This window comes from Okeania sp. SIO2C9 (assembly GCF_010672455.1).
In the GTDB taxonomy this organism is placed as follows: domain Bacteria; phylum Cyanobacteriota; class Cyanobacteriia; order Cyanobacteriales; family Microcoleaceae; genus Okeania.
On sequence record NZ_JAAHGO010000078.1, the window covers coordinates 1 to 14364 of the forward strand.

A 14364-nucleotide genomic window follows, 5' to 3' on the forward strand; every position below is an offset into this window, starting at 1 on the left:
TATTTCATCTAATTATTTAGACCGACTTTTTTCATCTACAACCTAATATCTACCACCTAATACCTGAAAAATAACCGCAGCATAGTGAAGATAAATTATATATATTAAAAATGCCTGAAACAAAAAATTATTGGCAAATTTATGCCTCCGATAATACCCCTAATTCATTTGTTGAGCTTGCCAAAAATTATCCACCAAAATTATCGGGAAAATATCTACGACAATTATTATGGCAGCGTAGAATTATATCAAATCCGGTTGAATACTTATTATATAGTTAAGAGTAGGGGAGTGGGGGAGTAGGGGAGATTAAATAGACATCTCCAATAATAAAAAATCAAATCAATTATCGTACATAAATTATCAATTATTTTCCCCTACCCCCTACTCCCTACTCCCTCTTTTGGTGGAGATGTCTAATATTGAAGTAATTTAAGAAATTATAAACAGATATTATATAACCGGATTCTATGTGCAACCCCACCAGATTTGATATTAAAGATACTCAAAAATTAGCAGGTTTTTTGGAGCAAAAATCAGATTAACCCACCCTGGAAGAAGGCAGTAGATTTTAGGTAGTGGATTCTAGCTAAAAACAGTGTTTTTTTACTCAATAGGAAATGCTGACAATACAAGTAATTATGTAATCTTCCCATCCACCAATATCTCTAGCAAATATCAGGGCTATTTCATCTAATTATTTAGACCGATTTTTTTCATATACAACCTCATATCTACCACCTAATACCTGAAAACTAACCACAGTATAGTTATACCATTTATCTTTAACAATGCGCTTAATAATTCTTACCCAAAGCTGAATTTTACCGAAAAATTGTGGTTTAATGCCTCCCCTTTTAAGGGGATAATAAGCGGTCGTTTGCGCAGCATGACCTAGGATGGGATGGCGAGGTCTCGGAGCCATATCCAATCGACTCCTGTGAAGAAAAATTTTCATCTCTTTGTCAATCCTCTTCAATTCATAGAGAGGTAATTATTCATTATTCATTATTCATTATTAATTGTTGAATAATAGCTGTTATCTTTTATTAAGCACAACTTCATGGAGAAATGGTATTACAAGAAATTAAATTTATTAAAAATGTCTGAAACCAGAAAATATTGGCAAATTTATGCCTCCGATAATCCCCCTAATTCATTTGTTGAACTTGTCAAAAATTATGCACCAAAATTATCCGTAAAATATCTACCACAATTATTATGGCAGCGTGGAATTAAAGAACCTCAAAAATTAGCAGATTTTTTAGACCCAAAACAATATAAGCCAACTAACCCCTTTGAATTTGGCATCGAAATCAATAAAGCTATAGAAAGAATTATTGATGCTAAAAACAATCAAGAAAAAATTGCTATCTGGGGAGACTTTGATGCTGATGGCATTACCTCAACATCTTTACTTTGGGATGGTTTAGGAGAATTTTTTCAGAAAAATCATCAATTAACTTATTACATTCCTAACAGATTTACAGAATCTCATGGTTTGAACTTTGCTGGAATTGAACAGTTAGCAAAAAAAAATTATAGTTTAATAATAACCTGCGATACAGGTAGTACAAATATTGCCGAAATAGAATATGCAAATAATCTAGGGATAGATATAATTGTTACCGACCATCACACCCTTCCAACTCAACGTCCGCCCTTATTAGCTATTATTAATCCTCGTAATTTATCCCCATCTCATCCCCTATATAATCTCTCCGGAGTAGGAGTAGCTTATAAACTAATAGAAGCACTTTATTTAACTCATCCAGAAATACCTAAACTACCCTTAAAAGAATTATTAGATTTAGTAGCCATTGGTTTAATTGCCGACCTAGTTCAACTAACAGGAGAAAGTCGGTATTTAGCACAAATAGGAATTGAAAAATTAAGTACACAACTACACAAAACCACCAGACCAGGAGTCGCCAAACTATTAGAATTATGTAAAAAAACAGGCGATCGCCCCACAGATATTTCCTTTGGTATTGGACCTCGAATTAACGCTGTCAGTAGAATAATCGGAGATGCCAGCTTTTGTGTAGAATTACTCACCAGTCGTGACCCCCAACGTTGTCAACAACTCGCCATAGAAACCGAACTGGCCAACTCTAGGCGCAAATCCCTACAAAAAGAAGTAGTTCGAGACGTTACCCAAAAATTGACCAAACTAGACCTTTCTACTACTAATGTCATAGTTCTCACAGACCCTCAATGGCCTGTAGGCGTGTTAGGATTAGTCGCAGGCCAAATAGCTCAAGAATACAACCGTCCCACTATTTTGTTGACCGAGGAAACTGAGGCGGTAAAAAGCTCTGATGAACCATTATTAGCTCGTGGTTCTGCCCGTTCGGTTGGCCAAATAGACCTATACCAGTTAGTTAAACACCAGGAACATTTGTTGCATCGGTTTGGAGGCCATCCTTTTGCTGCTGGCCTAAGTCTACCAGTAGAAAATATCCCCATATTTACAGGTGCTATTAATCAATTATTAGGACAAACATTAGGAACGACTTTTAACCAGACTTCAACAATAGATGTAGATTTAATTGTTACTGTCTCTGAGTTGGGTAGAGATTTATTTCAGGAGCTTAAACTTTTAGAACCCTGTGGTATGGGCAACCCAGTCCCTAAACTTTTGCTCCAAAATTGTTGGTTTAGTAATGTTTGGCACAGAAATCAAAAAGATTTAAACGGAAAAAAAGTTCAATATATCAAAACAGATTTTGAAATTTGGGATGAGTCTGGGGACAAAGGGTTCCCTGGTGTTTGGTGGGGTCATTATAAAGATGAAATTCCCGAAGAAAAATGTGATGCTTTGGTAGAGCTAGACTTCAATGCTTATAAAAAACGTTATGAAGTCAGACTTATTACAGTACAACCATCCCTCCAAAATACCCAGTTAAAAATATCAAACCTTGTAGATTGGATTTGGGACTGGCGTAATAGTCAGAGAATCGGTAATCTAGAAGAAATAAGAATAAATAGCCAAAAAGATTTTATTATTCTCAAAGAATGTCCCACTAGCTGGAACGATTTGCGAATCTGGTTTCGGCGAGCAATAAATCAACAAAAGAAATTAGCGATCGCCTACTCACAACCTCCTATTGTTCCTCCGACAGATATCTGGCAACAACTTTTGGGTATTTCTAAATATCTCAGTCGTACAGCTAAACCTGTAACCCGTTATCAACTCCTAAAAAAATTAGGTATTGGTGATACTACTCTTAAATTAGGTTTTCAAGTACTACAATATTTATGTTTTAATGTCAAGTATAAAGACCAAGCATTTTACATAACTCAAAATAAAATCAAAAACCAAAAACCAGAAACTCAATCCCAAATAATCGGAAAATTCCTAGCAGCAATATCAGAAGAACAATTTCGGCAAAAATACTTCTGTGAAGTACCATTAAAGACAATAGAAGCGATCGCTGCCCAAACAATCTTAGAAGATACCACTATCTCTATTCCCTTCTAGTGCCACTACCCGGAAGTCAAAAGTCAGCGGAAGTCAAAATTCAAAAATCAAAAGTCAAAAGTATTGATTGGTAAGGCTCTTAGGATTTTGTAACTGGTTAGTTATTTCTGCTTAGATAGGGAGATGGGGAGATAGGGAGATGGGGAGATAAGGATATGGGGAGATGGGGGCAAAAATTTTGTCTACAATTCTCAAAAAAATATATTTTCAAATACACTTTTCTCCTAAAAAAAGTCGCCCCAATACCAATACATAACTTGTATATTTTGTCAATTATTATGTTAAGAAAGATGTTTATAAAGCATAGCCTCTTAAGGGGATAATAAAGAAAATTTTTATTATTAGTCGATCCTCTTTTTTTCAAGAAGAGGTAATGATTAATTATTAATTAGGGCTTACCGATCTAATCTAAAAGCATTGACATATAAAGATTTTAGCCTTTTTGGGTTTGAAAAAAGTGCCTGGGAATCAGCTCTTGATGCTCATGCATGGAGCGTATTTTAGGCACATAGTTGGGCAGAACAATCTTGGGACAATTTTTCCGACTACCTCCTCGCTCATTCCCCGTTCCTCCTATCTCCTGTCTCCTGTCTCCTACCCTTGCCCATAAGACTTTTTCAGCAAACCCTAATTATTCATTATTATTTATTCATTATTAATTGTTGAATTAACCCCCTATTATGCTCATCTGTCCCCAATGTGAGTTTGAAAACCCGAACCAGAATAAATTCTGTGAAAAATGTGGTACATCCCTAACCCACAAAAATTGTCATCAATGTGGAGCGCAAGTCTACCTGAGCGTTCAAAAATGTCACAACTGTGGTGCTGATATAGCTCAAGTCTGGAAAGCAATTATAATGACTCAAGCAGAAGCTCTCCTCCCCAACTCACCTGAAATTAATCCCAAGGAAATGGGACAAGAAGAAGTAATCAGCGGAGCAAGTCCCCTGGCCAAAGATTCAGCGGACTCAGCAACAGATATCATTACAGAAGAACCCGAAGAGATTTTAGAATCCGCCAAAAGTTCGGAGGAGAAAATAGAAGTAGGACTACAACCTGCTGCCGAAGTACAATCAGAAGATACCTTACCAGAAACAATAACTGAAACTGACCATCAATACCAAAAATTAGAGGAGTTAGATAATTCTGAATCAATTACCCCAGACATCCTCAGTCCAATGTCTGAAGCAGCAAACACAGAGAATAAATTATCCTCAAATCCAAATGACGATCTAGAAAATTCCTCCACTGCATCAGAAAAATATTTAGATTCCCAAAAGCGCTACCAACTATTGGAAACCATACCACCAAAAAACCAAAGTGAAACAGTAGTAGTGCAAGTACTAGACTGTAACCCACTAGAACAAACACCCCTCAAAGCTTGGTTGCGAAATAACTCCGGTAATTTTAGACCGCCCACTTATAGCTCTCAAGAGAAAGAATTATCCGGTTACCAAAACCAAGAAAATCAATTCCCTACCTCAAACCAACAGGGAGAAACAACGGAGATAGAAGCATTGATTATTCCCACCATTGCTCAACCATATTTAGCACTATATTCCCAACAACCTCAACACTTTCCTACCATTCAGGATAGTTGGCGATCGCAAAACAAAGAAATATTACTTGTAGCAGACTACAGTAGTTTGCCATTATTAGTAAACCTTTGGTCAAGCGAACACCTTTCCCAACTACAAATTCTATCCTGGTTGCAACAAATGACCGAACTTTGGGTAACTCTAGCACCATGGAATTGTTGCCAAAGTATACTGGAAGATGAAAATCTGCGGGTAAATCAAACAGACAATAATTATATCAAATTGCAACGTCTGTACTCAAAACCTGGCGAGACTCAAAATCTCCAAGATTTAATGAAATTCTGGCAATCGTTATTTGAGCAATCTCAACGGACACAGTTTGGTTGGGTAACAGCTTTAATGCAAGATTGGCGAGATGGTAAAATACAAACTATTGAACAATTGCGGTCGTATCTAATGACTACTGAAGATAACTTACAACCCCAACCACCTCCTACATCAGCACCCACAGTTTTGCAAACTGATGATGCTTCCCCAAAGATAGTAGAAAATATAGAAACTCAAGACACTGAACTTTTGCCGATACAGTTGGTAAATTTGGAAAGTGCTGGTAAAAGTGATGTAGGCAGTCAACGAGATCATAATGAAGATTCTTTTGGCATTCAAACTCAGATAGAAAACCAAGAAACACCTACAGAAAGAATTATTCAAGCTAAAGGACTTTATGTACTCTGCGATGGTATGGGAGGACACGATAGCGGAGAAATAGCAAGTCAAGTAGCAGTAGACACTATTAAACAATACTTTAAAGTTGAAAGTAGTTGGTCAGTAGGTTTGCCCTCTGAAGAAATAATTCGCGAGGCAGTTATACAGGCAAATAAGGTAATCTACGAAATTAATCAACAAGAAGTCCGCTCTGGCAGTAGTCGGATGGGTACTACTTTAGTCATGGCAATGGTTTATGATACAAAAGTAGCTGTAGCTCATGTGGGTGATAGTCGTTTGTATCGTCTCTCTCATCAGGGAGGATTAGAACAGATAACTCTAGATCATGAAGTAGGACAAAGAGAAATTAATCGTGGAGTTGAACCGGAAATAGCTTATGGTCGCCCAGATGCTTATCAATTAACTCAAGCTTTAGGACCGCGAGATGAAAATTTTGTCAGACCTGATGTGAAATTTTTCGAGCTTGATGAGGATAGTCTAATAATCCTAGCATCTGATGGTTTAACAGATAATGAGTTTCTGGAAAATAATTGGAAAAATCTCCTCGAACCTCTTTTAAGCAAACAAGCTAACTTAGAGTTTGGTGTAAACCAGTTAATTAATTTGGCAAATCAGTATAATGGTCACGATAACATTACAGCAATTGTGATTCGTGCTTTAGTGAAACCACAAAAAAATTAGCAATACCGTTTCAGTAAAGTTAAAATTCAAAAGTCAAAAGTCAAAAGTGATATTTTAAGTACTTAAAACTTTTACTATACAGTAATTTTAGCTGATCATTTGACTTCATCAGTTACCGGAAAATATTGTGATTAGGTTAACCCTCCTAGACCCTCAAAAAAATACTCCTTTAAAAAATTGGGACTTTCAGAGTGAATCAATAATTAAGATTGGTCGCTCTCCTGATAATCAGGTTGTTTTATCTGATAGTTTAGTTTCACGATATCATCTGGAGCTACACAAAATACCAAAGTCCCAATCTGGAAATATTTGGCGATTAGTTAGTCAAGGTACAAATGGAACTTTCGTGAATGGAGTTTTGATGTCTCAGGGAATTATTTCTGATGGTTTCCTGATTCAGTTAGCCAGAGGTGGCCCTATTTTAAAGTTTCAGATTCAGGTTCCATCTGCTGCTAATGCTCCTCAACAATGTTGCTCCCGAGCTGGTGATAACCCACCAGGAAACTTATTTTGCATTTATTGTGGAAAACCAATTAAAGTTGAACGCAGTATTGGTAAGGATGGTAGGTATAAGGTGTTACGGATTTTGGGTCAAGGTGGTATGGGTACTACCTATTTAGCTTGGGATCGGGAGCGCAATAAATTACAGGTAGGCGCTTCACCTGCTGCTGCTTTGGTGGTCTTAAAAGAAATGAATGCTGATATGGCTCAGATCCGCAAAGCTCAAGAATTATTTGAACGAGAAGCTAGAGCTTTAAAATCATTAAATCATTCAGGAATTCCTGAGTTTTTTGACTTTTTTGTGGAAGAAGACAAGAAATATTTAGCTATGGAAATGATTCATGGTCAGGATTTGGAAAAACGTATTTCTTTACAAGGACCGGTGTTGCCAAAACAGGCAATTGAGTGGATGATTCAAACTTGCGAGGTTCTAGAATATATTCACTCACAAGATCCTCCACTGATTCACCGGGATATTAAACCTGCCAATCTTCTAGTGCGTCGTCGCGATAATCAGATAATAGTTCTAGATTTTGGGGCAGTCAAAGAGATTGGCACGCCTTTGGGTACCCGGATCGGGGCAGAAGGTTACAGCGCTCCCGAACAAGACCGCGGGCAACCTTTGACTCAATCTGATCTATATGCAGTGGGTGCAACTTCGATCTTTTTGTTGACTGCTCAAAGTCCGATGCACTTCTATGATAATCGTGGTAATGGTTATCGGTTTTATGTTGAAAGCGTTCCCACTATTACACCACAACTAAGGGAGGTGATTGAAAAAGTTACCCAACCATTGCCTGGCGATCGCTATCAAACTGCTCTAGAGCTAGCAGATGCTTTAAAAGATTGCCTTTGAAGCACATCATCAAGATTGGAATATCTCAATCTCAGTATGCACAAGGGTTTTTGAGTTATTGGTAGAGATATAGCGCTACGCGTAAGTCAGAACTCAGAACTCAGAACTCAGAACTCAGAAGTAATCCCTGACGCTCGTTTGAGTATTTATAATTGCCCTAACCGGCTTTGTGTAGTGCTATATTACAAAAAAAATTCTGAAAAAAAACAAATGTATTTAGATGTTTACTTAATGAACTGACTCAGAGTTAAGCTCAAAGAATTGACTGAGTTTGTTTAGTAAGTTGACAAGCTAAAGTTGTGCTCAACCACATAGTACGCGCTTAAAAGTGAGCAATTATGTTCATGGGATTGAAACTCTGCGGGATTTATCCGCGTGGATTTTTAAGAGTCACAAACTTGCCGTACTAAAGTCACTTCAAATGTAACCCTTAATGGCATAAGCAAGGATGCCTCTAGTTTGTCCGAGGTAAACCCATTCAGGTTGCTTTTTATTCCCCACATTATAGCAAAAATATTCAAAATTTGCAATGTGCATGATTAAGGCTTAAAATTATTACCCTAGTCTCCATCCAGCTGTTGATAGCGTAGCTCAGACCTAGGAAGCAACTGACTAGTTTTCCACTTACCGAAAGTTTATGATGAACTTAACTTGAGATGAGTCGTTCTGACATTAAACAACTAGCAGATTTTTTTTCTAATAAATCCTAATAAACCTGTATTAAGTTATTTAGTTATCAGTTTTCAAATTGCTTTGGTATCAATTTAGTTTCCTGATTACAGCCTTAGAAACCAAAAAGTTTTGTTTTATTTTTGTTTTATTTTGTAGTGCAATCGCCTAATGATTCTACACTTTCAGTCTTATTGCCTAGATGTTGGGACTAATCGACTACATTCTACCAATTTCTATCGCTTAAACTCAAGAATTATTTAGCCTCATCAGTCTTAATTTGATGAGGAAGTTAGACTAATCTTCTTCCCACACCTCTACAACCAAAATTTCACCGATTGGATCTTGCATAGAAAAATCAAAGTCTTGAAGTTGTTTTTTCCAATAAGGCCACTTATCCCCAAAAAGTAGGGCTATTTTCCAGATACTATCTGTTGGCTTGATTATATTAGATTCTACGAGGGAATTCACCTGACGTTGAAATTTTTCCATCTGGTGCATAACCTTTTGGCTCATAATACCTCTTAATTTTTTTTAAATTCTTCTAGAAATTAACTCCCCAATTCTCACTTTTACCTATTCGTGGATTTTTTGTGCTTTTGGGGAAGTTACCTTCTAGATTTATAGTTTAACACACTTACTTTTGACAAGGTATTATAAGTAAAACTAAATAATTAAAAATCAATAGTGAGATTTTTTTATTAAAGTGAGTTTTTACAAGTTTTTCTACTTGAAAAAAAGTAAGTAATGTGATAAGGATAAGAAGTTTTTCTATTTGATTTTATTATAGTCAAGATTGTAAAATAAAATTATATAGCTATATTCAGATAAATTTAGCCATAGGAGTTTTCACAATGGTGGTCAAGTGTCAAAGCACGTTACAAAAAATTACAGCGCTTTTCATTTGAGTAAATTATAAAATATAGTAGGGAACAGGAAACAGCAGTGCGACCCTGAGGGGTGCGACAGAGGTCGGAACGAAGCGCCACCTATGGAGGCCGCAAGCTGACAAACGCACCTGGTAGCGCACTCCTGCTCCGAAACAGTGGGAAAAACATTTCCCCTGATTCGGAGCATCATGCAATGAGGCAAATTTGATATTAATGGTGGCTTTGTTGCATGAATGTTGCGATTCCCGGAGGGATCGCGCACGCGAATCGCAACTCCTCCCCAGAAGAGAAGTTAATTAGTGAAGAGCGAATTCTACTTTGTAGCTTTCTGGCTGACAATTCTGTATCATACGATTAAGTATGGCACATTCTACGAACAATTCCACTGCCTGATTGTGGAATTTCCGTCGTCGTAACTTACCTCCAAATATTACTTGAGCCGCTAAACATAGTTGTTTGTGAAGCGAGAACGTCGGTGATATCCACTCTCACGTTTCCACTGTCTTGAGTGCTTCTTACATTCGCCGTGCGACGGCGAATTAAGCACTCGCTTTTTACCTCCACAGATGCGAATCTCTCTGAGGTTCTCGTCCCTAGGATGAGGTGGACTATTGCAATTACCATGATGCCAGATGACTGCATTTTTACCGAAAAATTAATAATTCAATAATTCAATAATTCAATAATTCGCGCCTTGAAGCCTCCCCTTTCAAGGGGAAAAAAATAAATTTTTTCGGAGTTGGTCAATCCTCTTCCTTTTAGGGAGAGGTAATTATCAATTATCCATTATTGAATCATATCTACTGATTCGTATTATCCTGATGCTATTCATAGCCTAAACGTCACCTTTTGTGCAACAAAGCCATTAATGGTAATAAGCACGATATTTGCCTACTTAATTTATTGGCTATTCAATGCCATCATGCGATCGTAAACATGACGAGACAGTTTGGGGAATATTTCTTCATCTCTAGCATAAGCAGGATCTTCTGCAAAGATCGCCAGAATATAAATAGCCTGATCATCCAAAGTTCTCACAAATGCTACATCCATACGATGATCAGAAGTAAAACCAATTTTAGAACCGAAATAAATCTTGGTAGGTAAAGATTCGCCGAGAAAACCTTGGATTCCATTTTCGGGGTCATTTTGCCATGCTTCGGGTCTTAAATCTCTGGTTAGCAAATAAGCCATTCTCGTGCTATACTTGCGTGAAACTGCCTGCCTGGTGTATATCTCATACATTAGCCTCGCTGCATGATCGGTTGAAATCAAATTTCTGAAAATCTCACCATCTTTGTACCATAGTTGGCGATCGCGACCTACAGGTTTTTTTTGATAATAAGGGGAATATCGAGGATAATTTTTTGTGCTAACTATTAAATGTTTATAACCTGCTTTATGAAAAAAATTGTTAACGGATTTTCTTTTGTCTAACCACTTTTCTAAATCTTTCCCTTCTAATTTACTCCCCGATTTAGTATCAGTAATTGCATCTAAAATTTTACTTGCAGAATCGTTATGAGACTTCTGCATCATTGCTCTCAAGTCTTCATGAAACTTAGATTCATCTTCAATTAAACCTTTTTTTACTGCCCCATAAAATGCAGCCATCCAAAATAATTTAGATACACTAGCAGGATACCTCACTTCTTGGCTTTGATATCCAGCAAATGTATGAACATCTTGGCTTCTAACATCTATTAAACTAATAGATAAAGGTTCTGTTGGTAGCCCTTTTTCTTCAGAAATTTTAACCAATTCATCAACTATTTCCTGTAGTTGAGGATTATAACGTAGAGGGGGTTGTCTACGAACATTGTAGGCAAATCCTAAGTCTTCTGGAGTTTGTTGAGGAACTGGGCGTACATAGGGTGGTACGAGAGTAGGTGATACTGAAGTTTGAGGAGTAGGTTGAGGGGTCTGTGAAGCTGTGCGACCTCTGAAAGGTAGGGTAATAACCCAGCTCGCGGTCATTAATATGGTGACTAATATGAGGATATTTTTATATTTTAACTGGGATAATATTAGTTTTGTATTTTTAGTTTTAACTAGCCGACGTATTTTAACTGGACGTCGCTTGGCTACCCGATATGGTGGACGGACTCGATGAAATGTTTGGGGTGGTAACTTTTCTGCGTGCATTTGAATAATAAGAAATATAAGTAGTGGACTGAGACAGCTAAAATGGTGCCTGGCGACGGATTGTTAAATACTTTTCACAGCTTAATATTTTAGCCGTAATGGCGCACTCTATAATAATGAACTATTTTAGCTGTGTCACGGCAGTAGTAATAATTTTATTGGTTTTCAGGACTTTACTATAAATAGTGCTAAATTTTCAACTATGGCTGGGAAATTAATTTCAAGGCCATTAGTTATGATGGGGAAACAAGGCAGTAAATTAGATTAATTTAATACCTGTTTTCGCAGGATTATTGAGCAATATAGCATTAATTTGATGCTTGAAATTCAGGATAATTAAGGATAATGAAAAAAATAAAAATTAGATTTTTAGCATTAGCAAATACCGCTATTGCTGAAGTAGTTAATTCCTCGGTAATTTGGATATTGTATGTATGGAAAAACATTTTTACTTTTGCCTGTAGCTAAGTTTCTATTAATTTTTTTGCTTCTATTTCAGAGATTGAACTTACTATAGGAGTGAGGGCAGTTTTAGGTATTTGAGGCTGTACTGAAGTTATTGATTTTGGTGATGGAGTAGTTGTTTGTTCTGGATTGATATTTGTGGTTGATATATCAATATTTTCTTTTGGCTTTTTTGGGAAAATTGAGTTAATTATTGAGGGAAATATATTACTTAAAACAATGCCAAGAAGAATAAAACTGCCAATTATACTACCTGTAATAACTGCTTTTAGCCAGTCTCCCATCTTATGACTTTTTTTGGGGACTGGGGGGCGAGAAACTACAGATTGAGAAGAACTTAAAGCTTCTGGTGGAGGTAAAGTTACTGGGGTTGGTGCTGAAGTGGCAGGTGGTTCTGATAGGGGTAGAAGGATGGGAGGTGGTGGAGAAGGTACTGTGGGAGTCATAGCAGTTGGGCCGATTTTTAGGGAGTGGAGCATTTCTCCAGCGGTGGAGTAGTGATCGCTTGGGTTGACTTGTGAGTGTTTCTCCTTATAACCATTCTTGTACTAGATAAAATTTTCCGTTTTCTGTAAAGTATGCGTATAATCGAGGAATCTGATGATTTGTTTCACCTAGTTCCTCTAAAATTGCTGCTTCTGTTTGAAATCTGTCTTGTACAATTTGATAAATTTGAGGATTATTTACCGAAAAATTGTGGGTATGCGCCTCCCCTTTTAAGGGGATAATAAGCGGTCGTTTGCGCAGCATGACCTAGGATGGGATGGCGAGGTCAAAGGAGCCATATCCAATCGACTCCTGTGAAAAAAAATTTTCATGAATTTGTCAATCCTCTTCAATTCATGGAGAGGTAATTATTCATTATTCATTATTCATTATTCATTGTTGAATATGGGTTTAAGTTGTTTAATCACACAGAGACGACCGGAGGGCATTTGAGTATCTTGGGCAAGAAATGTTTCGCAAAATCCTCCACTTGCTAATGTTTTGATGATGCGATAACGGTTATTTAAAATCGTTTTTTCCATATACCCGTAATATTTTGGTTGTGAATAAAATATCTTGGAATTAGGGAGCAGGAATAATAATTTCAGAGTTTTTATGTATTTTTAAATATCTCAAATTCAGAACTTACAGATGAGGTACGAAAAACTAGAATTTCAGATAGCTTTCCGTTCCGGAATACTCAGCAAATCCTGTCAGTCGCAATGACGAAAATAGGTTGTACTGCGTAATCCCTAAAATAAAAAAAAATGAAACTATCTTTTTTAAAACTGGTATTAGTTAAAGAAATATTATGTGTAAAATTTTTCAATCACTCTTAATTATGAATAATATTCTTGATTTTACCCTTGGTATCAGAACTAATTCTAATCAGAAGAGGAAAGTTATGGCCAACCAGTAAAGTCAGGTTTTTTCTCAATGCGTCAAGTTGTAGAAGCTAGCTGAGAAAATTTCTAATTTATTGAATTGATTAATATTAATCTGGCCACTTTTAACCAAGGACAACAAAAATAATAGTTTTTTTTCTTAAGCACCCCAAACATAATTAATGCTTCATCCAACCAGCGATCAGAACTCATATTCAACGTCTCTTCTCTTTTGACCCAATTTCATGTTTAATAATGTATAGCATATTGGTAGCTAATGTAGTACAGCTTAATCTTAATCCTAGTTAAGCAATTCGCTGAACATCTAAGAACTCTGTACTTCATTAAGTCCAAACTGCTATAAATTTTAGATCATTTGAAAATAAAATATAGTAGCTAGCTAGGGAAATAGAAATGAATTTATGTATTGACCAAAGAAGAGGCGACTTTAACCTGAGGTTTTCTCATCTATTTTGGGCAATTGTAAAATCTGCTCATGTTAAATCAATTTAGTCAGTTGATTTAAACTGGCATAAGTCTTTGATTATTGGCAAAATTCATTCTTATACTACCTTAATGTATGGATATTTATCCTTAATCTTTTGTGATTTAAAAATTAATTTTCTGCAAAAAAATAACAATTAATTAGTTAATTTTCATGTTAGAAGCTTGTATATTTTCAACCATATTATGTGGATTTTTCGGCATCATTTTTAAGAAAAATCTGGTGATGAAAATTGTCTCAATGGATATTATGAGTACGGGAGTTATTGCCTATTATGTGCTAGTAGCATCCCTAGATGGTTTGTTTACACCAATTGCCGACGAAACCAAAAATGTTGCTTATTCCGACCCCGTTCCCCAGGCAGTTATCTTAACAGCAATTGTAATTGGTTTTTCAATTCAAGCTTTGATGTTGGTGGGTGTGATGAAGTTGGCAAAAGATAATCCCACTTTGGAAACTAGCGCAATCGAAGAAAATAATACACCATCATAACCAAAAAATTAGGTCTCAAGTCTTCCCTTTTAAGAGGATGAA

The 14364-nt window shown here is 36.4% G+C and carries 10 protein-coding genes and 1 pseudogene; 5 read left to right on the forward strand and 6 right to left on the reverse strand.

Going from position 1 to position 14364, the window contains the following annotated elements:
* Positions 1 to 110: 110 nt before the first annotated feature.
* On the forward strand, positions 111 to 281 hold the full coding sequence (locus F6K23_RS33250) for a hypothetical protein (RefSeq protein WP_293164253.1): 171 nt from the start codon (positions 111 to 113) through the stop codon (positions 279 to 281).
* Between the two features lie 416 nt (positions 282 to 697).
* Here F6K23_RS33250 and F6K23_RS33255 read toward each other — a convergent pair whose 3' ends face one another.
* Positions 698 to 925, reverse strand: a complete 228-nt coding sequence (locus F6K23_RS33255) for a hypothetical protein (protein WP_293164255.1) — start codon at positions 923 to 925, stop codon at positions 698 to 700.
* Positions 926 to 1102: 177 nt separating this feature from the next.
* Between F6K23_RS33255 and recJ the strand changes: the two genes are divergently transcribed.
* The 3 genes from recJ (at position 1103) to F6K23_RS33270 (ending at position 7786) form a co-directional block, all read left to right on the forward strand.
* Entirely contained in the window at positions 1103 to 3484 is a 2382-nt protein-coding gene (recJ, locus tag F6K23_RS33260; protein ID WP_293164258.1) for a single-stranded-DNA-specific exonuclease RecJ, read from the forward strand.
* 680 nt (positions 3485 to 4164) lie between these two features.
* A complete protein-coding gene (locus tag F6K23_RS33265; protein ID WP_293164261.1) occupies positions 4165 to 6429 on the forward strand; it encodes a serine/threonine phosphatase in 2265 nt (754 codons plus the stop codon).
* Positions 6430 to 6556: 127 nt separating this feature from the next.
* Positions 6557 to 7786 carry an FHA domain-containing serine/threonine-protein kinase gene (locus tag F6K23_RS33270; protein WP_293164264.1) on the forward strand — a complete coding sequence of 410 codons (1230 nt, stop codon included), beginning with the start codon at positions 6557 to 6559 and terminating at the stop codon, positions 7784 to 7786.
* A gap of 966 nt (positions 7787 to 8752) precedes the next feature.
* Here the strand turns inward: F6K23_RS33270 and F6K23_RS33275 are convergent.
* The 5 genes and pseudogenes from F6K23_RS33275 to F6K23_RS33290 all read right to left on the reverse strand — a co-directional run bounded on the left by F6K23_RS33275 (position 8753) and on the right by F6K23_RS33290 (position 12983).
* On the reverse strand, positions 8753 to 8971 hold the full coding sequence (locus tag F6K23_RS33275; RefSeq protein WP_287277180.1) for a DUF4327 family protein: 219 nt from the start codon (positions 8969 to 8971) through the stop codon (positions 8753 to 8755).
* A 1274-nt stretch (positions 8972 to 10245) separates the two neighbouring features.
* Positions 10246 to 11490, reverse strand: a complete 1245-nt coding sequence (locus F6K23_RS33280; RefSeq protein ID WP_293164269.1) for a serine hydrolase — start codon at positions 11488 to 11490, stop codon at positions 10246 to 10248.
* 464 nt (positions 11491 to 11954) lie between these two features.
* Positions 11955 to 12434: a hypothetical protein gene (locus F6K23_RS33285; protein WP_293164272.1), complete on the reverse strand. Its 480-nt coding sequence runs from the start codon at positions 12432 to 12434 to the stop codon at positions 11955 to 11957.
* 55 nt (positions 12435 to 12489) lie between these two features.
* Positions 12490 to 12639, reverse strand: a pseudogene (locus tag F6K23_RS43020) (serine/threonine protein kinase); the annotation flags it as partial.
* 191 nt (positions 12640 to 12830) lie between these two features.
* Positions 12831 to 12983, reverse strand: a complete 153-nt coding sequence (locus tag F6K23_RS33290; RefSeq protein WP_367267897.1) for a hypothetical protein — start codon at positions 12981 to 12983, stop codon at positions 12831 to 12833.
* Between the two features lie 1000 nt (positions 12984 to 13983).
* Here F6K23_RS33290 and F6K23_RS33295 point away from each other — a divergent pair.
* Complete coding sequence (locus F6K23_RS33295) at positions 13984 to 14322, forward strand: cation:proton antiporter subunit C (protein WP_293164275.1); 339 nt, start codon at positions 13984 to 13986, stop codon at positions 14320 to 14322.
* Positions 14323 to 14364 lie beyond the last annotated feature (42 nt).